General features: G+C 70.3%; 23 protein-coding genes. 8 read left to right on the top strand and 15 right to left on the bottom strand.

Annotated elements, in window-relative coordinates; translation table 11 throughout:
• Positions 1 to 28 precede the first annotated feature (28 nt).
• Positions 29 to 325 (bottom strand): MTH1187 family thiamine-binding protein, encoded by a 297-nt coding sequence (locus tag KIK06_RS20150; RefSeq protein WP_017600577.1) that lies wholly within the window; start codon positions 323 to 325, stop codon positions 29 to 31.
• A 164-nt stretch (positions 326 to 489) separates the two neighbouring features.
• On the opposite strand from KIK06_RS20150, the gene KIK06_RS20145 reads away from it, so the two are divergent.
• Together KIK06_RS20145 and KIK06_RS20140 are read left to right on the top strand one after the other, a co-directional pair.
• Positions 490 to 1,074 carry a GNAT family N-acetyltransferase gene (locus tag KIK06_RS20145; RefSeq protein WP_268644681.1) on the top strand — a complete coding sequence of 195 codons (585 nt, stop codon included), beginning with the start codon at positions 490 to 492 and terminating at the stop codon, positions 1,072 to 1,074.
• Positions 1,075 to 1,126: 52 nt separating this feature from the next.
• Positions 1,127 to 1,621 (top strand): NUDIX hydrolase, encoded by a 495-nt coding sequence (locus tag KIK06_RS20140; protein WP_268644680.1) that lies wholly within the window; start codon positions 1,127 to 1,129, stop codon positions 1,619 to 1,621.
• A 550-nt stretch (positions 1,622 to 2,171) separates the two neighbouring features.
• Here the strand turns inward: KIK06_RS20140 and KIK06_RS20135 are convergent.
• From KIK06_RS20135 to KIK06_RS20115, 5 genes are all read right to left on the bottom strand, one after another.
• Positions 2,172 to 2,432, bottom strand: a complete 261-nt coding sequence (locus KIK06_RS20135; RefSeq protein ID WP_017600580.1) for a DUF6504 family protein — start codon at positions 2,430 to 2,432, stop codon at positions 2,172 to 2,174.
• Positions 2,433 to 2,560: 128 nt separating this feature from the next.
• Positions 2,561 to 3,502, bottom strand: a complete 942-nt coding sequence (locus KIK06_RS20130; RefSeq protein WP_442789783.1) for a peptidase M48 — start codon at positions 3,500 to 3,502, stop codon at positions 2,561 to 2,563.
• Between the two features lie 129 nt (positions 3,503 to 3,631).
• Complete coding sequence (locus KIK06_RS20125; protein ID WP_268644679.1) at positions 3,632 to 4,312, bottom strand: DivIVA domain-containing protein; 681 nt, start codon at positions 4,310 to 4,312, stop codon at positions 3,632 to 3,634.
• Positions 4,313 to 4,339: 27 nt separating this feature from the next.
• Complete coding sequence (locus KIK06_RS20120) at positions 4,340 to 4,597, bottom strand: DivIVA domain-containing protein (RefSeq protein WP_268644678.1); 258 nt, start codon at positions 4,595 to 4,597, stop codon at positions 4,340 to 4,342.
• A 70-nt stretch (positions 4,598 to 4,667) separates the two neighbouring features.
• Positions 4,668 to 5,576: an N-acetylmuramoyl-L-alanine amidase gene (locus KIK06_RS20115; protein WP_268644677.1), complete on the bottom strand. Its 909-nt coding sequence runs from the start codon at positions 5,574 to 5,576 to the stop codon at positions 4,668 to 4,670.
• A gap of 472 nt (positions 5,577 to 6,048) precedes the next feature.
• On the opposite strand from KIK06_RS20115, the gene KIK06_RS20110 reads away from it, so the two are divergent.
• The 4 genes from KIK06_RS20110 to KIK06_RS20095 all read left to right on the top strand — a co-directional run bounded on the left by KIK06_RS20110 (position 6,049) and on the right by KIK06_RS20095 (position 10,731).
• Positions 6,049 to 7,293, top strand: a complete 1,245-nt coding sequence (locus KIK06_RS20110) for an LPXTG cell wall anchor domain-containing protein (RefSeq protein WP_268644676.1) — start codon at positions 6,049 to 6,051, stop codon at positions 7,291 to 7,293.
• A 490-nt stretch (positions 7,294 to 7,783) separates the two neighbouring features.
• Positions 7,784 to 9,040 carry an LPXTG cell wall anchor domain-containing protein gene (locus KIK06_RS20105; RefSeq protein WP_268644675.1) on the top strand — a complete coding sequence of 419 codons (1,257 nt, stop codon included), beginning with the start codon at positions 7,784 to 7,786 and terminating at the stop codon, positions 9,038 to 9,040.
• A 192-nt stretch (positions 9,041 to 9,232) separates the two neighbouring features.
• Positions 9,233 to 9,388, top strand: a complete 156-nt coding sequence (locus KIK06_RS20100; RefSeq protein ID WP_161630109.1) for a hypothetical protein — start codon at positions 9,233 to 9,235, stop codon at positions 9,386 to 9,388.
• Positions 9,389 to 9,432: 44 nt separating this feature from the next.
• The gene (locus KIK06_RS20095; RefSeq protein ID WP_268644674.1) at positions 9,433 to 10,731 is read left to right on the top strand and encodes a hypothetical protein; all 1,299 of its coding nucleotides are present in this window, start codon (positions 9,433 to 9,435) and stop codon (positions 10,729 to 10,731) included.
• A gap of 54 nt (positions 10,732 to 10,785) precedes the next feature.
• On the opposite strand, the gene KIK06_RS20090 is transcribed toward KIK06_RS20095, so the two are convergent.
• The 3 genes from KIK06_RS20090 to KIK06_RS20080 form a co-directional block, all read right to left on the bottom strand.
• Positions 10,786 to 12,024 carry an FAD-dependent oxidoreductase gene (locus KIK06_RS20090; protein WP_268644673.1) on the bottom strand — a complete coding sequence of 413 codons (1,239 nt, stop codon included), beginning with the start codon at positions 12,022 to 12,024 and terminating at the stop codon, positions 10,786 to 10,788.
• A 321-nt stretch (positions 12,025 to 12,345) separates the two neighbouring features.
• Positions 12,346 to 12,549 (bottom strand): developmental transcriptional regulator BldC, encoded by a 204-nt coding sequence (gene bldC, locus KIK06_RS20085; RefSeq protein WP_017600591.1) that lies wholly within the window; start codon positions 12,547 to 12,549, stop codon positions 12,346 to 12,348.
• A gap of 705 nt (positions 12,550 to 13,254) precedes the next feature.
• Positions 13,255 to 14,088 carry a hypothetical protein gene (locus tag KIK06_RS20080; RefSeq protein WP_026127960.1) on the bottom strand — a complete coding sequence of 278 codons (834 nt, stop codon included), beginning with the start codon at positions 14,086 to 14,088 and terminating at the stop codon, positions 13,255 to 13,257.
• Between the two features lie 252 nt (positions 14,089 to 14,340).
• Between KIK06_RS20080 and KIK06_RS20075 the strand changes: the two genes are divergently transcribed.
• On the top strand, positions 14,341 to 14,568 hold the full coding sequence (locus KIK06_RS20075) for a DUF3073 domain-containing protein (protein WP_017600593.1): 228 nt from the start codon (positions 14,341 to 14,343) through the stop codon (positions 14,566 to 14,568).
• 160 nt (positions 14,569 to 14,728) lie between these two features.
• Here the strand turns inward: KIK06_RS20075 and purM are convergent, their stop codons facing one another.
• From purM to KIK06_RS20060, 3 genes are all read right to left on the bottom strand, one after another.
• A complete protein-coding gene (purM, locus tag KIK06_RS20070; protein ID WP_268644672.1) occupies positions 14,729 to 15,793 on the bottom strand; it encodes a phosphoribosylformylglycinamidine cyclo-ligase in 1,065 nt (354 codons plus the stop codon).
• 105 nt (positions 15,794 to 15,898) lie between these two features.
• The gene (purF, locus tag KIK06_RS20065; RefSeq protein ID WP_017600594.1) at positions 15,899 to 17,401 is read right to left on the bottom strand and encodes an amidophosphoribosyltransferase; all 1,503 of its coding nucleotides are present in this window, start codon (positions 17,399 to 17,401) and stop codon (positions 15,899 to 15,901) included.
• A gap of 9 nt (positions 17,402 to 17,410) precedes the next feature.
• Positions 17,411 to 17,887: a sterol carrier family protein gene (locus tag KIK06_RS20060; RefSeq protein WP_017600595.1), complete on the bottom strand. Its 477-nt coding sequence runs from the start codon at positions 17,885 to 17,887 to the stop codon at positions 17,411 to 17,413.
• Positions 17,888 to 18,369: 482 nt separating this feature from the next.
• Between KIK06_RS20060 and KIK06_RS20055 the strand changes: the two genes are divergently transcribed.
• Positions 18,370 to 18,987 (top strand): DUF47 domain-containing protein, encoded by a 618-nt coding sequence (locus KIK06_RS20055; RefSeq protein WP_017600596.1) that lies wholly within the window; start codon positions 18,370 to 18,372, stop codon positions 18,985 to 18,987.
• Positions 18,988 to 19,044: 57 nt separating this feature from the next.
• Here the strand turns inward: KIK06_RS20055 and KIK06_RS20050 are convergent, their stop codons facing one another.
• The 3 genes from KIK06_RS20050 to KIK06_RS20040 are packed head-to-tail and all read right to left on the bottom strand — an operon-like array spanning position 19,045 to position 20,743.
• Positions 19,045 to 19,371: a helix-turn-helix domain-containing protein gene (locus tag KIK06_RS20050; RefSeq protein ID WP_017600597.1), complete on the bottom strand. Its 327-nt coding sequence runs from the start codon at positions 19,369 to 19,371 to the stop codon at positions 19,045 to 19,047.
• Complete coding sequence (locus tag KIK06_RS20045) at positions 19,368 to 19,718, bottom strand: type II toxin-antitoxin system RelE/ParE family toxin (RefSeq protein WP_083924283.1); 351 nt, start codon at positions 19,716 to 19,718, stop codon at positions 19,368 to 19,370. Before KIK06_RS20045 ends, KIK06_RS20050 begins: the two co-directional genes overlap by 4 nt.
• A 56-nt stretch (positions 19,719 to 19,774) precedes the next feature.
• Complete coding sequence (locus KIK06_RS20040) at positions 19,775 to 20,743, bottom strand: nucleoside hydrolase (protein ID WP_268644671.1); 969 nt, start codon at positions 20,741 to 20,743, stop codon at positions 19,775 to 19,777.
• Between the last annotated feature and the right edge of the window lie 83 nt (positions 20,744 to 20,826).

Below are 20,826 nucleotides of genomic sequence, written 5' to 3'. Positions count from 1 at the left end.
TTTCCGTCGCCCGCCCGGCGTTCCCCGGTCACATGTCGCGGAGGTGCTCCTCGACGGCCGCCACCTTCCCGTCGAGCGCCCCCTCGACGCCCGGTCGGATGTCGGCCTTGAGCACGAGGGAGGTCCGGGCGGCGCCCTCGCCGGCCGCCTCCACCGCGCGCTTGACCACGTCCATCACCTCGTCCCACTCACCCTCCACGGTGGTGAACATCGCGTCGGTGCGGTTGGGGAGCCCGCTGTCGCGGACGACCTTGACCGCCCTGGCGACGGACTCCGCCACGGACTCCCCCTCACCCAGGGGGCTCACTGAGAACGCGACGAGCATGGGCACTCCTTGGCTGTGTCGGGGTCGCTGTCGGTGCCACGGGTACGGTAACCGAGTCCCCCGCCCCACAGTGCGATCCGCGACACGGGAACCCCTCCGGCGGTGACCCGGCACCCCGGAAAACCGGTTGGCCCGGGCTCCGGCCCCGTGGTTGGATCCCGGGCATGGTGCCCTCCGACGTCTTCCGCGACCAGCCCGCCCTCATCGGCGACCGGGTCCGCCTCGAACCCCTCGACGAGCGGACGGGCGAGCACCTCGTCCCGGTCCTCACCGACCTGGACCCCGACGTGCGCCGCCTGACCGGCACCCACACCACGTTCACCGAGCGGCAGGTCCGCGACTGGGCCCGTTCGCGCCCGTCCCACGCCGACCGCGCCGACTGGGTGATCCTCCGGAACGAGGACGGCCGCTGCGTCGGCGGCTGCGCGCTCATCGACCTCGACGCCGACAACGGCGGCGTGGACTACCGCATCGCCCTCAACGACATGTCCCTCACCGGCAACGGCTACGGCACCGAGGCCACCGACCTCGTCCTGGAGTACGCCTTCACCGTGGCGGGCCTGCACCGGGTGGCGCTCCAGGTGTTCGACTTCAACACGGGCGCCCAGAGGTCCTACGCCCGCTCGGGCTTCGTCCGCGAGGGCGTCTGGCGCGACCACCTGTACTGGGACGGCGAGTGGCACGACGCCGTCCTCATGTCGATCCTCGCCCACGAGTACGCCGACCTGCGCGCGGCGCGATCCCGCTGACACCCGGCCGCGAGCCCGGCGCGCGCACCCCGTCACCGATAGGCTGCCGACCATGCCCGTCCCGGACTTCATCCTGGAACTGCGCCGCCACGTCGGCCACGGACTCCTGCCGCTCACCGGGGTGACGGCGGTGGTCCTCGGCGACGACGACCGCGTACTCCTGCACCAGCGCCTCGACGACGGCCGCTGGTGCACCCCCGGCGGCATCCTCGAACCGGGCGAGCAGCCCGCCGTGACCGCCGTCCGCGAGGTGTGGGAGGAGACGGGACTGACGGTCGAGGTCGAGCGCATGACCAGCGTCGTCGCCCAGGAGCCCTACACCTACCCCAACGGCGACGTGGTGCAGATGCTCGACATCTCCTTCCGCTGCCGCTACGTCGGCGGCGAACCGGACGCCTCCGGGGACGAGTCGATGGACGTGCGGTGGTTCCCCGTGGCCGACCTGCCGGAGATGCCCCGGCGCATCCTGGACCGGATCACCTGGGCCCGTGAGGACCGGGCCGAGCCCTACTTCCACCTCGCCCCCTCCGGTTCCCGGGCGCGCTGAACCCCGTCGCGCGGCCGGGGCCGGGCGGTAGGAACGCTCCCATGACCACACTCGGCGCCGTCTTCCGCCCCCAACTGCCCCCCGAACGCCCGCGCTCCGGGGGCCGCGCGTTCCGTTCCGCCGGTGCCGTCCCCGAACGTGCGACCGCCCTTCCCCCGGACGGCGGGAAGGGCGGTCACACCGGCCCGGGTTCCGTTCTTCGGGGCGGTCGTCCGGGGTGCCGTCCGGGATTGCGAACGGTGGGCGCCGCGCCGTGGACGTCCGTGGGCGGGACGGGGCGCGGCGGAGGCCCCGAAGGACACCGCCGGGGGCGTGTTCCGCGGATGCCGCTCGTCGCGCGGCGGAGTACGTGTTCGCGGAACACGACCTAGGGCCTGTTTCTTGGAACGGTCACCCGAGGGGGTGTCGTTCGGGCGCCGGCAGGGTTGTGCAAGACGAGTCGAGCCGCGAGCGAGGAACGAGCGACAGGCGAGGACGAGGATGAAGAATCCCTGCCTTGAGGGTGCCCGAACACGGTCCGAAGCGAAGCGGAGGACCCAAAAAACACCGCCTAGTGCCATCTGCGGCGCATCGTCCAGTGGTCGGAGGACACGTCGCGGGTGATGTCGATGATGTTGGGCTCGCCGGACTCCGACTCCGCCGAGACCCGCAGCAGGTGCGTCTGCGTGGCGGGGACGCCGGGCCGCTCCGGGCGGGCGGGCCAGTCGCCGATGATCCTGCGCACGCGGAAGGTGTGACCGCGCCACGTGAACCGGGCGGGGTGCCCGTCGTCGGTGGAGCGGACGTCGATCCGTTCGTTCAGAAGACTCACGCGTACAGTTTATCGAACATGAGTTCGAACAAGTCAAGTTCTCGGCGGGAGGACCTCACCGGCTTCGGACGATGTCGTCCCACCTCAGAGCCACCACCGCTGCCTCCACCCCCGAACGGAAACATCTGTCACAGGAGCACCCGGCCGCGTCTCCTTCGGTCCCGCAGCGCCGCCATCCGCCGCGTGTTGCTCGGGCGCCGGGTCAGCAGGTGGTACAGCAGCAGCGAACCCCCGCGGTCCGTCCGCGCCCGGTCGGCCATCTCGCCCATGTTCACCCGCGTGTACAGGTCGGGACCCGCCGCGAGGAACCGGACGGCGTGCACACCCTCCGGGTGGTGTGCGTACGCGTGGTTGTCGGCGGTGTACTCCATGGTCCGCGCCAGTGCCGTCCCCAGACCCGGCACGAGCTCCGCGCCCAGTGTCGCCACCCTCCGCCAGAACGACGTGTGCCCGGCGGCCACGTGCCCGAACTGGTGCGCCACGAGGAACGCCAGCACGTCCGGATCGCGTGGCCGACCGTCGGGGCCGAACAGCTCCTGCGGCAGGACGAGGTACCGCCGCAGGCCGTGCGCGGCGGCGTCCGTGACGATCCGGCCGCGCGTCGGCCGGACGTAGGCCTCCGGCGGTCGGGCCAGGCCCATCGCGGAGGACATCGTCACCACCGACCGGTAGGCCTCGGGGAACTGCGTCGGTGAGATCTTCACCGACTCCGCGCGTTCGCGGGCGTACCGCAGGCCCCGTACCGTCCAACACGCGGCGGGTATCGCGGCCGCGGCGATCGCCGTCCAGGCCCACGACCCCGTCGCCGTCCACAGGGTGTGGACGGCGGCCGCGACCAGCGCCACCCCCACCAGTACGCACACCACCAGCAGGGGTGTCTCCCACGGGTGCGCCCTGGTCGGGACGAACTCCTCGTCGGGCTCCTCGGCCCCGTGCCCGCACATCCCGACCGCGCGGACGCCGTTCGCGCACGCGTGCGCGAACCCCGGCGCCACCGACGGCGAGCAGTACGGTGCCCCGCGGGACGCACGGGCGGGCGCACCGCCGCCCTGGGGCGTCGCGTGTGGCATCCCGCCTCCCCTCGGGCCGCGGATCCGTGAACAGCGGAAGCTCGCCACTCCCTGTAACGGAATATTACTTTTCGCTGCCCTGGGTATGGGGTTGCCGGGGGACGGCGTGTCCGGTCACCGAGTGTGCGCTCAGCGCTCCTCGTGCCTTCGGAGCTCCTCGGCGAGGATGTCCAGGAACCGGTCCACCTGTGCCGGGTCGTACCCCGGCCGGGCGCGGGTCGTGGCGAACTGGACCCTCTCGACCTCGGCGGAGGTGAGCGTCGCCCGCTCCGGGCGGCCCTGCTGGATGACGTCCATCGTGAACTCGGCCCGGTCCAGGAAGTCGTCCACCTCCTGTTCGTTGTAGCCCGTGGTCAGCCGGGTCGTGGCGAACTGCTGCTCCCTGATGTGGGCGGCGGTGAGCCGTGGCCGGTGCTCACGTCGCCTCTCCTGGGGAGCGGCCGGTTCGTGGCCGCCGTGGCCGTAGGCCGCCTCGGGGGAGGGGTGGGTCGGCAGCGGTGGCGGACCGCCGTGGCCACCGGGGCCGCCGAGACCGCGTCCGGCCAGGTCCGCGGCGACGATGTCGAGGAAGTCGTCCACCTCGTCCTCCCGGTATCCGGGGCTCAACCGGGTGGTCCGGAACCGAGAGTTGCGCACGTCGTCGGCGGTCAGCAGCGGACCACTCCGGGGTCCACCCTCCAGGGCCACCAGAGTGGCCTCGATACGGTCGAGGAGATCGTCGACGTCCTCCTCGTGGTACCCCGGGCGCAGACGCACCGTGTGGAACTTCTTGTTGCGGATGTCCGCCGGTGTCAGAGGCATGGTCCCCATTGTGCAGTTCAGGAGGTTCTCAGAGGGTTATCCCTGGGTATTCCGTGATTCGATCTCCGCGAGGTCGTCCGTGAGCTGCTGGAAGTACGCCTCCACCTGGGCGCGGTCGTAGCCGCGTAGCACCACGTCGAACAGGGTGGCGCGCAGCTGCCCGGCGGTGATCGGGGTGGGGGAGGGGTCGCCGGAGAGCGCGGCACGCGCGCGGCCGACGGCCTCGTCCACCTGCGTGCGGTGGTAGCCGCGCAGGACGACGTCGAACTCGGGGCGGGAGTCGGGGGAGGTCATCCCCGCATTATGCCCAGACGCCCGGGCCCGCGCCAGGGAGAGACGGTCAGTGGCGGACGCCGTCGGCCGGTCAGCTCCGCAGGAGGTACATGGCCACCCCGCGGGCGACCGCGTCCGCCGCGTCCTCCCGCCACCGGGGGTCGCTGAGAAGGTCGGCGTCCTCGGGGTTGCGCATGTTCCCCGCCTCCAGGAAGACCTTGGGAACGTCGGACATGTTCAGCCCGCCGAGGTCCGTCCGCTCGTCCAGGCCCTCGTCGGCGAGGTAGTCGGCGTAGGGCATGCCGGTGCCGTCCCGGTACTCGCGGCGCAGGTCCTCGGCCAGAAGACGGGACGGTTCCACGATGTCGTCGGTGAAGTCGGGGACCTCGCCGGGCGTGATCACGTGGAACCCGCGTCCGGACTCCGGCCCTCCGTCGGCGTGGATGGACACGGCCGCGTCCGCGTCGACCTGGTTGCCGATCCGCGCCCGCTCGTCGATGCAGGGACCGACACCCTCGTTGTCGTCCCGGGTGAGGACGACCGTGGCGCCGTCGGCCTCCAGGCGGTCGCGCACGAGCAGGGACAGGGCCCAGTTGAACTCGTGCTCCGCGTAGCCGTCGGCGGTCTGCGCCCCCACCGTGTCGCAGGACTTCTCCCCGGGGCCCGCGGGAACCTGGGCGTTGATCTCGTCGGGGGCCTCGGCGTTGCCGCCGTTGTGCCCGGGGTCGATGACGACCACCCGGCTGCTCAGCGGCCCTCCGCCCGCCGGCGTGTCCGCGGGGGAGCCGTCACCGCCGGTGCTGTCGCCGCCGTCGGTGTCCGTGGCTCCGTTGCCGTCACCGTCCTCAGGGGCGGGGAGCGGAGGTGCGGCGGTGGGTCCGTCGCCCGACGCGGCGTCGGAGACCGCCGAGCACGCGGGCGTGAGGAGCAGGGCCAGGGCGGTCAGGGACAGCGCGAGGCGGTGCCGGACGGCGGGCCCAGGGGGAACGGAGGTGGGCATGCCCCACAACGTAGCGGCTCGGCGGGGTGAGGGAACCAAGAGGCGGGGGCCGTGAACTCCGGCGCGGGGCGGTTCGCGAGCGACGCACCCATTGTTGGGACGCGTGTCGCGGTGGCAGGTTTACACACTCCACAAAGAATCTGAAAAGACGACAGGAATGGTTACGAAGGGTGTCAATGCGCCTAATGTGACCATTCCGTAATGGCGTTTCGGGTGAATTGGGCTATTTGGTTGGAGTATCCTTGGTGTGGAGGAATGGGGCGTGGTCCCTGTCCAGGTGGCTCGTGTCCGCGCAGGTCGAATCCGCCGCGACCCCCGTTCACTCGAAGGCGCCCCTGTCTCTGGCCACCTTCAGTCCCCCATAGTCTCCTGGTTCTGTTTCGCGGTTCGAGTCCTTCCTTCTCCGTGCTGACGGAACGTGCGACCAGGCCAGCCCGACAGTGCGGGTTGGGACGATCCGAAGAGGATTGACTTGAAGAACACTGCCCGTTTCGCGGCGCGCCGCATCGTGCAGGGCGGCGCCACCTTCGCCGCCCTCGGCGCGCTCACCGTCGCCACCGCCGTTCCCGCGAACGCCGGGGTCTACCAGTACGGCTGGGCCTACGCCGACATCGCCGACGGTCACGGTGTGGCGTCCACCGCCGTCGCTTTCGAGGACTCGGCCAGCAACTCCTTCTCCGGTGCGGTCGAGGATTACCTGACGATCGACGCCGAGACCAGTGCGACCGTCGACGCCTCCGGTGCGCAGGCCACCACCGTGGTCAACAGCGCCCGGATCCAGGTCACCGCCGACGACCTTGAACGTATCCTCGACGAGAACGAGGACGACGAGGACTCTGAGCCGGAGGAGCCCGTGGAGCCGTCGGACCCCGCGAGTCCTGAGCCCCCGGAGGGGCCGGATCGCGGCAACGGCGACTCCGAGGGGGACGGTGCCACAGGAGACGGCGGCTCCGGTGCCCCGGAGAACGACGGGGACGCCGACGCCCCGAGCGACCAGCCCACCGAGCCCGGCGGCCAGCCGTCCGACGAACCCGCCCCGAGCGACTCCGACTCCCAGGAGCCCGCGCCGGAGCCGACGGCCATCCCGGAGTCCTCTCCGGGCGCCACCGGTGACGCGAACGAGTCCGTCCAGCTCGACGAGGAGAACACCGAGCTCACCGCGAGCGGCGAGGAGCTCGTTCTGGACGCCACGATCACCGGGATGACCGTCACCACCACCCAGACCTGGGGCGGTGAGGTCACGCACTCCTTCGAGCCCGGTGACCTCACCGTGGACGTCAGCACCCACGCGTCGTCGATCGGGGTCGGCCACTCCGAGCAGACCTGGGAGGTCGAGGAGGAGGGCCTCCACTGGTATGACGCCTACACGGCCGGTGGCGTGTCCGTCTCCGTGGCCGGGGTCCTCGAGTTCGAGTACCCCCTCGGTGAGGCCATCGCCAGCGTCACCGAGGAGATGTACGAGGGCACCGACGGTGACGGCGACGGCAACGGTGACGACAACGGCAACAGTGGTGACGACAAGAACCCGCCCGCCGAACGCGAGGTGCCTGAGGAGAAGCCCAAGCAGCGCAGCGTCGAGCCGCTGGCCCAGACCGGTTCCCCGGTGGTCGGGCTGATCGCGGCGGGTGCCGCGGTCGCGGCCGGTGGTGGCCTGGCCGCCTTCTTCGCGCGCCGCAGGAAGACCGCGGCCGCCGCCGACGAGTCCAGCGAGGGCTGAGCGCAGCGGCGAGAGTCGACGAGGCGTCGGATCGGCTGATCCGGGCCTGGGGCCCCGGGGCGACGACGCCCCCGGGGCCCCTTCGCGTCGCCACGGGTGATGCGTTTATCGCGCGACGCGCGCCACGGCGTCAGGTTTACTCATTCCGCAAAGAATTAAAGAAGGCGACACGAATGGTTGCAGAAGGCATAAAAATGCTTAATGTGACCATTCTGTGATGTTTTTTCGGGTGAATCAGACTATTCAGGCGAAGTATCATTGGTGTGAAGGAACAGGATGTGGTCCCTGTCTGGATGGCTCGTGTCCGCGCATGTCGGAGTCGCCACGACCCCCTGTTCTCGCGGAGGCTCCCTGGCTCTGGTGCGCCTCCGGTCCCCCATCAGCATCCTGGTTTCGTTTCGCGTTCCGACTCCCTTCACCATCACGGTGCCGGAACGCGTGACCAGGCCAGCCCGACAGTGCGGGCTGGGACGATCCGAAGAGGATTGACTTGAAGAACACTGCCCGTTTCTCGGCGCGTCGTGTCATGCAGGCCGGCGCCACCTTCGCGGCCCTCGGCGCGCTCACCGTCGCCACCGCCGTTCCCGTGAACGCCGATCAGTACCGGTACACCTGGGCCTACGCTGATATCGCCGGTGGCTACGGCTGGACCAACACCGGCGTCGTGGACAACGCGCCCTCCAGCCGCAGCAACGCCTTCTCGGGTGCGGTCGGCGATTATCTGACGATCGACGCTGAGACCAGCGCGCACGCCGACCTCAACGGCGCGACGGCCACGACCGTGGTGAACAGCGCCCGAATCCAGTTCACCGTCGGTGACCTCGAAGGCGTCCTGGACGACTCGGAGGAAGAGGACGGCGAGGACGCCACCGGCGAGGACGACGGGGAGACCGGAGAGCCTTCGGAGGCGCCGTCCGACGCCCCGTCCGAGGGTGAAACCGACACCGACGGTTCCGAGGGTGAGGGCTCGGAGGGTGACGGGGAGGCTCCGTCGCCGTCGCCGACGCCTGAGTCCAATGAGGGCTCCGACGAGAGCGAGCCGGGTGACGGTTCCTCCGAGGAGTCCGCTCCGGAGGCGGAGCAGACCCAGGAGCCCGAGGCCGCCGGAGCCGGTGGTGAGAACGAGGTGGTCACGCTCGACGAGACCAACTCCGAGCTCACCGACGGCGGTGACGAGGTCGTCCTCGACGTCACGATCACCGACGTGACCATCACCACCACCCAGACCTGGGGCGGCGAGGTCACGCATTCCGTCGTTCCGGGCACCGTCACCGAGAACGTCAACAGTGTCGACGCGTCGGTCAGCGTCACCTCCGAGGAGGACTTCTGGGAGGTCGACTCCTCCCAGGAGGAGGACCTCCTGTGGCACGACGCCTACACTGCGGGTGTCCTCAACATCTCGGTCCCCGAATACTTCGTGGTCACGTATCCGCTGGGTGAGACGATGGCCAGCGTCGCCGAGGTGGTCGTCGACGACGGTGACGGTAATGGCGGCGACAACACCGACACCGACGACGGCCAGGACGGCTCCGGTGAGGAGGGCGACGACAAGAATCCGCCGACCGAGCGCGACGTGCCCGAGAGCAAGCCCGACCCTCGCAGCGTGGAGCCGCTGGCCCAGACCGGTTCCCCGGTGGTCGGGCTGATCGCGGCGGGTGCCGCGGTCGCGGCCGGTGGTGGCCTGGCCGCCTTCTTCGCGCGCCGCAGGAAGACCGCGGCCGCCGCCGACGAGTCCAGCGAGGGCTGAGCGCAGCGGCGAGAGTCGACGAGGCGCCGGATCGGCTGATCCGGGCCTGGGGCCCCGGGGCGACGACGCCCCCGGGGCCCCTTCGCGTCGTACGGTCGGCGGTGCGGAACTTCCCGCGCGCTTCCACCGTTGTCCGGTCGTCGAGGAAGCGAGGACGACGAGATGCCGTATCCGGTGCGGTGGAGCGGACACGTGACCGGGACCACCGAGCGGGTGGCTCCGGCACGGCGCGTGGCCCGGTTCCGCTCCTGGTACGGTCGGCCCCCGGTCGAACCGACCCCCGTCCCCGGCTCCCTCCCCCCGGCCGACCGGCCCCCACCGACCACCGCCCGCACGGTGGCCTCGTGAAGGAGCCGGGACCGGCATCCCCCTGAAACGACAGGAGTGTCGTGGTGACTCCCCCCAAGTTGACCGCTCGCCGACTCCTCGGAGCCGGTGCCCTGTTCGCCGGGCTGGGCGTGTTCGGCGCGGCGTTCGCGGCCCCCGCGGGCGCGGACGCGCTCGTCTGGGGCACCGCCCAGGCGAGGGTGGCCGGCGGCGATCTCCTCGCCGGGCACGCGACGGCCACCAGCTTCGGCGACGACATCGAGGACACCGCCGCCACGGGGGTCCTGCTGGGTCCACTCGCCGACTACGCGGTGGTCACCGGTGAGGCGGGCGCGTCCGTCGACGCCGACGGCGCCCACGCCACGACCACCCTGGACTCGGCGACCGTCCGCCTGGGCGCGGCCGACCTCGTCGACCTCGGGCTGGTCGAGGCCCCGGAGGGGTGGTCACCGGTGAGTACCGCCGCGGACCCCGACGGGAACGCCGACGACGGCTCCGACACGACGGGTGAACCGGAGGCCACGGCCTTCCCCGCCCCAGAGGCCACCCCCACCGCGGCCGACCCCACCGCGGGTCCCTCGGACACCCCCTCCGGGCTTCCGGACGGGGCGCGCAGCGGCGACGGGACAGCGCCGGACATGGGGTCCCCGACAGCCGGAGCGGAGCCGTCAGCGAGCCCCTCGACGAGCGGTGACGGTGCGGTGCGCCTGGACGAGACCGACTCCGATCCCCTGTCCGGCACGGCCGACACGGTCGGTTTCAGCCTCTCCGACGTGGTGTCGACCGCCTCCGCCGGGTTCGACGGCCGGACGGAGGCGTCCCTGGAGTACGGGAACCTGACCGCCTCCGGCGTCGAACTGGAGGGCGTGGAGGACACCGAGAACGGCTACGTGGTCGACGACAGCGTGGCCTTCCTGGACGCCGACGGCTCCGTGATCGAGGAGGTCGGGGTCAGCGTCGGCATCGCGATCAACGAGGCCACCTTCGAGGACGGGGACGAGGGCTGGGACGGCCGGGGCGTCCGGTCATGGCTGACCGTGTGGGTGCAGGTCGGCGAAGCGGATGAGGAGGACGGCGACCGCCTGGTCGTGGACTTCGCCGAGACGCGGGTCCTCGGATCGACCCACGACCCGGCCGCCTCCCCCACTCCGGACCCCACCCCGGACCCCACGTCCAGCGCCACCCCGACCCCCTCCCCGAAGCCCACCCCGACCGAGGACCCGTCCGACCGCCGGTTGGCGACGACGGGCGGTTCGCTGGCCGCGCTCGTGGTCGCGGCGGTGGTCGCCGTCGGCGGCGGTACGACCGCGACCTTCCTCGCCAGGAAACGGACCACCGCGATGGACGACCGGATCGGGGACTGACCGAGGACCTGAGGGCGGTCGCGGCGTGGCGTCGCCGCGTCCGGCCGCCCGGGGTCACACCCGGACCCGCTCCGGTTCGACGCGCTCCGGCCGCACGCCGATACCGACGAGGCGGCCCGTCACGCGGCTCAGCGACGGGAACCACCGGAACAGGCGCACGAACGCGGGGACGCGTGCTCCGTCGCTCCCGAGGGGCGTGTTCAGCACCCTCCGCGCGTCGTCGCGGGGGAACAGCCGACGTCCGATCGCGATCTGGAGCGCCTGGGTGACCCGGGTCGGCCACATCCGCCGCGCCTGCACCCGGGCGAGGTCGCTCTCGTCCAGCGCGCCCGCCGCCAGCCGGGGCCCCACGATGTTGGCGGTGGCGACGGCGTCCTGCACCGCCAGGTTGATTCCCACCCCACCGGCGGGGGACATCGCGTGCGCGCTGTCGCCGATGCACAGCAGCCCCGGCCGGTGCCAGCGCCGCAGCCGGTCGACGCGGACCGCGAGGTGGTGCACGTCGTCCCAGGAGGCGATCTCCTCCACCCGGTCCGCCAGGTCGGGGGCGAGATCGGTGATCCCCTCCCACAGGGCGGTCAGCCCCTCGCGGCGGACGTCCGCGAACCCGCCGGGGCGGATCAGGTACGCCAACTGCCAGTAGTCGCCCCGGTTGATGGACACGAGTCCGCGACCGCTCGCGGTGAAGAAGGGCACGGAGTCGGTGGGCCTGCGTGAGACTCGCAGCCACAGGACGTCCATCGGCGGGGAGGAGGCGACGGGGACGAGCCCGGCCTGCTCACGGATGGCCGAGTGCCGCCCGTCGGCCGCGACCACGAGGTCGGCGGAGATCTCCAGATCGCCGCCCTCGCCTGAGGCGCGCACGCCGGTGACCCCGTCGTCGGACACCACGAGTTCGGTCCCCGGCGTGGACATCAGCAGCCGGAAGGACGGGAACTCGCGTCCCTTCTCGGCGAGGAAGTCGAGGAAGTCCCACTGGGGCATGAACGCCACGTAGGGGTGGTGCACGGGCAGCCGCCGGAAGTCGGCGAAGGTGACGGGCCCTCCCCGGAGGTCGATCGTGATCCGCTCCAGCCGCGCGTGGGGGAGGCGGTGGAAGTCCTCGTCCCAGCCGAGCTGGTACATCAGTTCCTGGGTGGAGGGGTGGATGGTGTCGCCTCGGAAGTCGCGCAGGAAGTCGGCGTGCTTCTCCAGGACGATCACGTCCACGCCCTGCCGGGCGAGCAGGAGGCCGAGGGTCATCCCGGCCGGGCCGCCGCCGATGACACAGCACTGGGTGGTCAGTTCGCGCATGGTCGTCGCTCCTCACCCCCGGGATACCCGTTGGCGGGGAGTCGGGAACGAACCCACCCGGGAGTTCGGCGGGGGAGGGCGACGAAGTGGGAGGCGTCGGTTGAGGGTGGTGGAGGGGACGTGGGATGGGGACTGCGCCGGAGGCGTCGGTTGAGGGTGGTGGAGGGGACGTGGGATGGGGACTGCGCCGGAGGCGTCGGTTGAGGGTGGTGGAGGGGACGGGCGGGCCCGTCCCCCGGAAACCCGCCCGTCGCCTGTGTCAATGTCAGTAGCCGGAGTGTGCCCGGCCGTTCCCCCCGGAATCGGCACAGACCGGGGAGATCACTCCGTACGCTGGTTGGGGATTCCGGCCAGCAGGGCGCGGACCTCAGTCTCGCGGTAGCGGCGGTGTCCGCCCAAGGTGCGGATCGAGGTCAGCTTGCCCGCCTTGGCCCAGCGTGTCACGGTCTTGGGGTCCACGCGGAACATGGTGGCAACCTCGGCGGGGGTCAACAGGGGCTCCGCCTCGGGCGTGCGAGTTGACATGTGTACGGCCTCTCCTCCTGGATCTGTGTGCCGATCCTTGAGCCTTATTCCTGGCGCTTGGCCCGGATGTCCAATATTTCCACTGGGTCCATATTGGCATCACCCGAGGTGATAGCGCGACCACTCCAAGCAACTTTGCGCGTGGGAGGCCAAGAAAGCCGCCCGTGGCCGCGTCACGCTAAGTGATTCTAGCGACACGTTTAGTGGCATGTGGCGTATTCGGTCAAAACTTCGTTCTCCGGCCTCGTTTTTCTCGATCCGGAGCGTCCGAACTGCTACGTGGTCCTGACCGAAAACAGTGGTTCGGGCTGGGGGAGGTGGACTGGCGTTCCTGTTCAGTCGCTGTGTGGGTGGATGTGGGTCGTGGGGGCGGGGGCGGGTCTCCGCCCGTCCCGGCCAAGGGGCGGATCGCGTGGATCTCCCGCGTGGCAAGGGTTTCGTCGTTACTCAGAGTGCGTTCAGTGATGGTCCGGCTACAGTCTACGCTGATCCCTAACGGGCGTTATGCCCAGTTTCATCGGGCTTGGTGGTGTGCGGGGATGACGTCCTGGCTCGCACCGTTGTCACGTGCGGAAAGCCTGTCCCCGCCCGGGAAGAAACCTGGCGTACCAGGTTGGTGTCCGGCGTGGCGTGCCGTGCGTCACGATCTCAGATGACGACATTCGCGGGTGTGGTGTCCACGAAAAACTGACCAACCCGTGACTCTCAGTTGGCGTGCTCCAGGGCGCGCACCGACCTCCAGCGCCGGAGGAGCCGCTCGCGCAGCCCCATCACACGCTCCGTGTCGCCGGTCGCGAGGGCCTCCACGGCCTCGGAGACCTCCGCGACCGAGTGGTCCCCGCGCAGCGCGTCGTCGCTCAACAGGTGCGGCATGCCGCCGTAGTCGAGTTCCAGCAGCGCGTTCGGGTGCGCGGTCAGCGCCAACCAGTCCACCAGCTGCTCCGTCGACGAGGACACCGCGTGCTCGCCGAGCCGCTCCCGCAGTACCGCCACCGTGTGGTCCAGCCGTCGCCTCGCCTGTGACACGCGCGTCAGGTAGAACAGCGTGCGGGTGGTGTCCGTCGACAGCACCAGGCACCGTTCCGCGGACTCGAAGGGCACGAACCACGGCACCGGGATCGTCCAGTTGCTCGACAGGATGCCCGGGCGCGCCTCGGCGCCCGACTCGCGCCACTCCCGGTAGCCCTCCTCGGCCCGGTCCGCTTCGTGCTCGGGGACGAACGCGCCGCTCACCAGGACCGAGGTCGTGTTCGTGAACTCCGTGAACGCCCGCCACGAACGCAGCCGGGTCTGCCACGGGCATACGTACAGCCGCCCGTCCACCCTGCGCAGGTAGGCGTTCCGGCTCTCCTCCGTCGGGGCCACCACGGGGGGAGTGGTGATGAGCCTGCCCAGGCTCTCCGCGTGTTCGGCGGCCAGCGCGTTGACCCTCCGTGGCCGGTCGGGGGAGTCCGCGTACTCCTCCCAGTACCGTCGGTCACTCGGAGAGAACGCGTCGATCGGCTGATAGACCCGGAGGTAAGCGGTGTAGGGCAGCACGATCGCATCGTGGCACACATCGCTGTGGGTGACACCCACCCCGGAAACCCTCGTCGGAACGGTCGTTCGGACGCGGGCCACACCCGTCACACCCGGGTGGCGTAGGCAGGGTGGGGTGCGACCAGGTACGGTTGTACGTGTACGTACGCTGACGCCGGTCGTCAGTCGCGTTTGACGGCCGTCAGCCCGTTACCGCGGGTTAGTAAGTGATCTGGGGTTCGTCGGAACCCAATCGTTGAGGGGGTCGAGCCAATGGGGCGCGGCCGAGCCAAGGCCAAGCAGCAGAAGGTCGCCCGGAAGCTCAAGTACAGCACCGGCGGGACCGATCTTGATCGGCTGCGGTCGGAGCTGGGTGTCGCTGAGGACGAGGGGTCTCCCTCCGGATCGTCGGGTCCGGACGACCCCTACGCGGATCCTCACGACGAGCTGATCGACCGTTACGCGGATCTTGCCGACAAGTACTCGGACTCCGACAAGTAGTCGTTTCCGGGACTGACAGGTCGCTCGGACAACAACCGCAGGCCTGTGCCACCCACCGGTCCCCCGAGCGGGGGCCACGGTGGACAGGTGGATATAGCCGGTGCGAACCACGCTCGTGGTTCGCACCGGCTATGTTCGGATCCGGTGCGCAACGCTTCTCTCACGCGCTCCGGTACTCGCCGCTCAAGCGGGCCCGGCCGGAACCGGCCGTCACCTCGCCCAGTCGCCAGGCCGGGACATCCCGCTCGGCCAGGACACCGAGGGCGCGTTCGGCGTCCTCCGCCGCGACGATCGCCACCATGCCCACACCCATGTTGAAGGTGGCCTCCATGTCGTCCCGCGCCACGTCCCCCTGGTCGGCCAGGTAGCCGAACACGGGCGCGGGCGCCCAGGTGGAGCGGTCGAGCTCCGCGTCCAGGTGCTCGGGCAGCGACCGGGACAGGTTCGCGGCCAGGCCGCCGCCGGTGATGTGCGAGTAGGCGTGCACCTCGACGGCCGCCGTGAGCGCGACGCAGTCCTTGGCGTACACACGGGTCGGGGTGAGCAGGACCTCACCCAGGACGCCGTCCAGCTCCGGGACGTGCGCGTGCAGGTCGAGGCCGGCTCGTTCCACGACGTTGCGGACCAGCGAGTACCCGTTGGAGTGCGGTCCGGACGAGGCCATCGCGATGACCACGTCACCCTCGCGGACCCGGTCCGGGCCGAGGATGGCGTCACCCTCGACCACGCCCGTGCCAGCGCCGGCGAGGTCGTACTCGTCGGGCTCCATGGCGCCGGGGTGCTCGGCGGTCTCCCCGCCGATCAGCGCGCACCCGGCCTGGTGGCAGCCCTCCGCGATACCGCCGACGATCTCGGCGACGCGCTCCGGGACGACCGAGCCGCAGGCGATGTAGTCGGTCATGAACAGGGGCTCGGCGCCGCTGACCACCAGGTCGTCGACGACCATCGCCACCAGGTCGACGCCGATGGTGTCGTGCTTGTCGAACTGCTGGGCGAGCATCACCTTGGTGCCCACGCCGTCGGTGGAGGTCGCCAGGACCGGGTCCTTGTACTTGCCCGTGTCCAGGCGGAACAGACCCGCGAAGCCGCTCGCGTCGGTGACCTGCTCGGGTCGGCGGGTCCGCGCCACGTGACTCTTCATCAGGTCGACGGCGCGCTCACCCGCGGCGATGTCGACGCCCGCGGCCGCGTACGCGCCCTTCGCCCCTGTGCTCTCGGCTGCCACGCGAGATCTCCTCGTGCTGTGTTCGGTGGTGGTGCGGGCACGGCGGACCCGATCAGGGCACGCCGGAACCCGGGCACGGCGAACCCCCCGTCCGCCGTGCCTCGATCAGGTGTCGCTCGTGGCGAGACCGGTGCCCTCGGAAGTCCCGCAGGACTTCTCCAGCAGGTACTTGCCGCGTGCGTCGTCGGCGACCTCGATCGGGTACACGCCGTCGAAGCAGGCGCGGCACAGCTCGTTCTTGGGCACCTCGGAGGCGGCGATGAGCTCGTCGAGGTCGACGTAGGCCAGCGAGTCGGCGCCGACCGACTCCGCGATCTCGTCCACCGTGAGGTTCGCGGCGATGAGTTCGGCACGCGTGGCGAAGTCGACGCCGTAGTAGCACGGCCACAGCACGGGCGGACTGGAGATGCGAACGTGCACCTCGGCGGCTCCCGCGTCGCGCAGCATCCGCACCAGGGCGCGCTGGGTGTTGCCGCGGACGATGGAGTCGTCCACGACCACGAGGCGGCGGCCCTCGATGACCTCGCGCAGCGGGTTGAGCTTGAGGCGGATGCCGAGCTGGCGCAGGGTCTGGCTGGGTTGGATGAACGTGCGCCCGACGTAGGAGTTCTTCACCAGGCCCTGGGCGAACGGGATGCCGCTGGCCTCGGCGTATCCCACGGCGGCGGGAGTGCCGGACTCGGGCACCGGGATGACCAGGTCGGCCTCGACCGGGTGCTCCTTGGCCAGGCGGCGGCCCACCTCGACGCGGGTGGAGTTGACGTTGCGCCCGGCGATCGTGGTGTCGGGACGGGCCAGGTAGACGTACTCGAACAGGCAGCCCTTGCGCCGGGCGGGGGCGAAGCGACGGGAGCGGACCCCGCGTTCGTCGATGGTCAGGAACTCGCCGGGCTCGATCTCGCGGACCAGGGTGGCGCCGACGATGTCGAGGGCGGCGGTCTCACTCGCCACGACCCACCCGCCGGCGTTGGACGACTCACCCAGGCGGCCGAGCACGAACGGGCGGATGCCCTGTGGGTCGCGCGCCGCGTACAGGGTGTTCTCGTCCATGAAGACCAGGGAGAAGGCGCCCTGTACCTTGGGCAGGAGGGCCAGCGCGGCGTCCTCCATGGTGCGCTCGGAGTCGCTGTTGGCGTAGTCGGCCAACAGGTTGGTGAGCACCTCGGTGTCCGTGGTGGCGCCCCGCCGGGAGTCCGGCAGCATCGCCGACAGCTCCGGCGTGTTGATGAGGTTGCCGTTGTGGCCGAGCGCCAGGCCGCCCTCACGCGCCGAGTAGAAGGTCGGCTGTGCGTTCTCCCACACCGGTGAGCCGGTGGTGGAGTAGCGGCAGTGGCCGATCGCGAGGTGGCCGTTCAGGGATTCGAGCGTCGCCTCGTTGAAGACCTGGGAGACGAGCCCCATGTCCTTGTAGACGACGATCCGCTCCCCGTCGCTCAGCGCGATGCCCGCGGATTCCTGTCCGCGGTGCTGCAGAGCGTAGAGACCGAAGTAGGTGAGCTTGCTGACTTCTTCGCCGGGTGCCCAGACCCCGAAAACACCGCAGGCGTCCTGCGGGCCGCGTTCGAGCGGATCGAGGTCCATGGAGAGCCGGCCGTCGGAGTACGACACACTCACAGCTTAGTGCCTGCCCGTCGGCTCGGCACCACCCGGGGGATGGTCGGACCACAGGGGGAGCCATGGGGACAGGTCCGACCGGGCGCCGCTGGCCTGGAGGGAGCGCTCCGCGACCGCCTCGTCCCAGGCGGTCCGGCCGGTCGCGAGGCGCAGCCAGGTGAGGGGGTCGGTCTCCACGACACCGGGTGGGGTCCCCCTCGTGTGCCGGGGGCCCTCGACCGCCTGGACGGCCCCGTGCGGGGGGACGCGCACCTCCAGACTGTTGCCCGGGGCGCGGTCGGCCAGCACGGCCAGGGTGGCGCGTACGGCGGCCTTGACCGCCGCGCGCTGGGGGGTGTCAGCGCGCAGGACGGCGCGGGCGCAGGCCTCGGCGGCCTCCTCGTCGGAGCCCTCGAAGGGGGGATCCCCCAAGGCGTGGAGTTGGTCGTCCAGGGCCGTGCGGAGCCGCCGTACGGCGCTCGCGGTCAGAGCGGAAGGCATGGAAGCAGCCTAGGGAAGGCGCCGAGCCGGAGGCGTCCGTCGAGGGTGGTGGAGGGTGACGGGCGGGGGACGGAGAGAGAGGGTGGGCACAGAGGGGTATCGGATCTGTGAATCACAGGGATACTTGTCATGTCTGGGGAATGGACCGATGGTGGACATCGGGGGATTCCAGTGGACCTGTCCGCCGATCTCCGCACACTTGGGTGATTCCTGTCTCAGCGCACCGCTGGCCAGAGGGGGCGTGACACGGTAGCGTCCCGAACCGTCCCGATGTCACTGAGACTGGGAGGAATGCGATGGAACGCCCGCAGGATGGAGTTCCGCGCACCGATACTGAACAGGTGAACGAAGGGTGAACCGGTCCGGCCGCCTCCCCGACCGCCGCTCTCCGGGCCCGCACCACGCGAGGCCGCCGAGCCAACCGGCTGGCCAGCACACTTACCATCCACGAAGGAAGACCACCGCACCATCGGGAGAACGACGTGCGCCTGCGCCTGCGCCCGCGTGATGACAGTTACTACGAGATGTTCACCGACTCGGCGAACAACCTGGTCATCGCGGCCCGCCTGCTGGTGGAGCTGATGAGTGACGGGGCCGACCGGGAGGCCATCGGCGAGAAGATGCGTGCCTGTGAGCACGCTGGTGACGACGCCACCCACGCGATCATGCGGCGGCTCAACAAGAGCTCGGCACCGCCGATCCACCGGGAGGACATCTACCGTCTGGCCTCGAACCTGGACGACGTCATGGACTCGATGGAGGCCGCCGTCGACCTGATCGGACTCTATGGACTGGAGCGGCTGCCCAAGGGCATCATCGACCAGATCGAGGTCCTGGAGCGCGCCGCCGAGCTGACCGCGGAGGCGATGCCGCGACTGCGGACGCTGCAGGACCTGACCCGGTACTGGATCGAGATCAACCAGCTGGAGAACCAGGCCGACCGGATCTACCGCAAGCTTCTCGCCAAGCTGTTCAGCGGGGAGTACGACGCGCTGACGGTGCTCAAGCTCAAGGACGTGATCGAGGAGCTGGAGACCGCGGCGGACGCGTTCGAGCACGTGGCGAACACGGTGGAGACGATCGTCGTCAAGAACGGCTGACCCCTCCGGGGCGCCGTGTCGGCGCCCCGGTCCGGATGTGGAGCGTCCTGTCGTGTTCTACACGTGGCTGAGGCCGCGATCCCGTGTCTCGGGGTTTTCCATGCACACATGCAGGACGAGTCCCAGAGCATCTGCGAGACGCTCCAGCGTGGGAAGCGTGGGCTGCGTGCCGCCGTGTTCGAAACGGGCGACACTGGACTGGGGCATCCCCGCGCGGCGGCCGAGTTCCGATTGGGACCAGCCGAGTTCCTCGCGGCGAAGCCGAACCGTTTCAGCCAGCTCGAAGCGCAGACGGGTGAGTTCGTAGGCCTCTCGTACCGCGGGGCGGTCGAACCGCTCAGAAGACTTCAGATCGGACAGGGTTCTCCTCGGGGGAGTGTTCATGGTGACTCCTCATCGACCGTGTGGCCAGCGTTGACACAGTCGTGCATCGCGCGGAGAGCACGTCGGACCTCGGCTGACTCCCGGGCTCGGGTCTTGTGGAACACGGTCAGCATGATGATTCGCCGCCCGGCCGCGATGTAGTAGGTGACGCGTACCCGGCGCCCGCCGCAATAGAACCGTAGCTCCCGTAGTTTGCCATCCAACTGACTCGTGTAGGGGAATCCCAGGCTGACACCACGGCATTCAAGCAGGTCCAGATGAAACAAAGCCTGAGCCCATTCCTCGTCGGACAGACCCCCAAGCCATCGTTCCACTTCAGGTTCCAGTTCAATCGTACCCCAAGCCATAGCATCGATGCTATAGGAGTTGGGCTGGTACTGAGCGTGATGGCGGCGAGGGCGCCCTACACCGAACGGGTGATCTTCCGGGCCGGGACGGTCTCGGTGGCCAGGACGCCGCTGAGGTAGGCGTGGAAGCCCTCGGCGTCGATCTCCTCCACGACCGTGGCGTTCGGCTCCAGGCCGTGCACGCCCCAGGACATGGCCGAGTATCCGCGGGTCAGCTCGCCCGCCGTCTCCACGTCCACGTGGTAGCGCGCGCAACGGCGGACCAGCTCCGGGTGGAGCAGCACGGCGGCGGTGAGGGAGTCGGGGTGCGTGGTGCCGTCGATGCCCACGCTGCGGTCGAACTCCAGGGTCGCCGCGCACACGTCCGTGAAGAAGTCGGAGAGCGGTGTACCGATGGCCTCGATCCGGTCCAGGCGCTCCTGCCCGAAGACGGCCTGGCGCAGCGTCAGCGGGTCCCAGGGGACGACCGTCACGTCGAACCCGGCCGCGAACACGGCCTTGGCGGCCTCGGGGTCCACGTAGAAGTTGAACTCCGCGGCGGCGGTGATGTTGCCGCGCCCGTTGTTGGACCCGCCCATCACGTACAGCGAGCCGACGTTGCGGGCGAAGTCGGGGTCCTTGGCCACGGCCATGGCGATGTTGGTCAGGGGGCCGATCGCCACGATCGACAGCTCCCCGGGGTGCTCGGCGGCCAGCCGGACCAGGGCGTCCACGGCGTGCTCGGACTCCGGTTCCAGCCCGGACTGGTCCATGCGCAGGCCGCCGGAACCGTCGCCGTGCACGTTCTCCGCGCTGACCCACGCGCGGGTCAGCGGTGCCCGGCAGCCCAGGTGCACGGGCACCTCGCCGAGCCGACCGGCGACGTTGAGGGTGAGGAAGGCGTTGCGCACCTGCTGGTCGAAGCCGACGTTGCCCGCGACCATGGTGATCGCCCGCAGGTCGGCCGCCGGGTCGAGCAACCCCACGAGGAGGGCGACGCAGTCGTCCTGCGCAGTGTCGGTGTCGATCACCAAAGGTGTGGGCACGGAGTCTCCCTTGTCCGAGGTCAGACGGGTAATCTACACCGGTTTTCACCCGGTTTCGGAGGCGGTCGGCCACCCGGACCGGC

The organism is Nocardiopsis sp. EMB25, assembly GCF_026797795.1.
Lineage (GTDB): Bacteria > Actinomycetota > Actinomycetes > Streptosporangiales > Streptosporangiaceae > Nocardiopsis > Nocardiopsis lucentensis.
This window is presented reverse-complemented; position numbering and strand designations above follow the sequence as displayed.

What these genes read in the sequence shown, in the direction of transcription:
- KIK06_RS20150 (WP_017600577.1), bottom strand. Translation starts at nt 325, where the DNA reads ATGCTCGTCGCGTTCTCAGTGAGCCCCCTGGGTGAGGGGGAGTCCGTG.
- KIK06_RS20145 (WP_268644681.1), top strand. Translation starts at nt 490, where the DNA reads ATGGTGCCCTCCGACGTCTTCCGCGACCAGCCCGCCCTCATCGGCGAC.
- KIK06_RS20140 (WP_268644680.1), top strand. Translation starts at nt 1,127, where the DNA reads ATGCCCGTCCCGGACTTCATCCTGGAACTGCGCCGCCACGTCGGCCAC.
- KIK06_RS20130 (WP_442789783.1), bottom strand. Translation starts at nt 3,502, where the DNA reads ATGCCACACGCGACGCCCCAGGGCGGCGGTGCGCCCGCCCGTGCGTCC.
- KIK06_RS20125 (WP_268644679.1), bottom strand. Translation starts at nt 4,312, where the DNA reads ATGGGGACCATGCCTCTGACACCGGCGGACATCCGCAACAAGAAGTTC.
- KIK06_RS20120 (WP_268644678.1), bottom strand. Translation starts at nt 4,597, where the DNA reads ATGACCTCCCCCGACTCCCGCCCCGAGTTCGACGTCGTCCTGCGCGGC.
- KIK06_RS20115 (WP_268644677.1), bottom strand. Translation starts at nt 5,576, where the DNA reads ATGCCCACCTCCGTTCCCCCTGGGCCCGCCGTCCGGCACCGCCTCGCG.
- KIK06_RS20090 (WP_268644673.1), bottom strand. Translation starts at nt 12,024, where the DNA reads ATGCGCGAACTGACCACCCAGTGCTGTGTCATCGGCGGCGGCCCGGCC.
- bldC (WP_017600591.1), bottom strand. Translation starts at nt 12,549, where the DNA reads ATGTCAACTCGCACGCCCGAGGCGGAGCCCCTGTTGACCCCCGCCGAG.
- KIK06_RS20075 (WP_017600593.1), top strand. Translation starts at nt 14,341, where the DNA reads ATGGGGCGCGGCCGAGCCAAGGCCAAGCAGCAGAAGGTCGCCCGGAAG.
- KIK06_RS20060 (WP_017600595.1), bottom strand. Translation starts at nt 17,887, where the DNA reads ATGCCTTCCGCTCTGACCGCGAGCGCCGTACGGCGGCTCCGCACGGCC.
- KIK06_RS20050 (WP_017600597.1), bottom strand. Translation starts at nt 19,371, where the DNA reads ATGAACACTCCCCCGAGGAGAACCCTGTCCGATCTGAAGTCTTCTGAG.
- KIK06_RS20045 (WP_083924283.1), bottom strand. Translation starts at nt 19,718, where the DNA reads ATGGCTTGGGGTACGATTGAACTGGAACCTGAAGTGGAACGATGGCTT.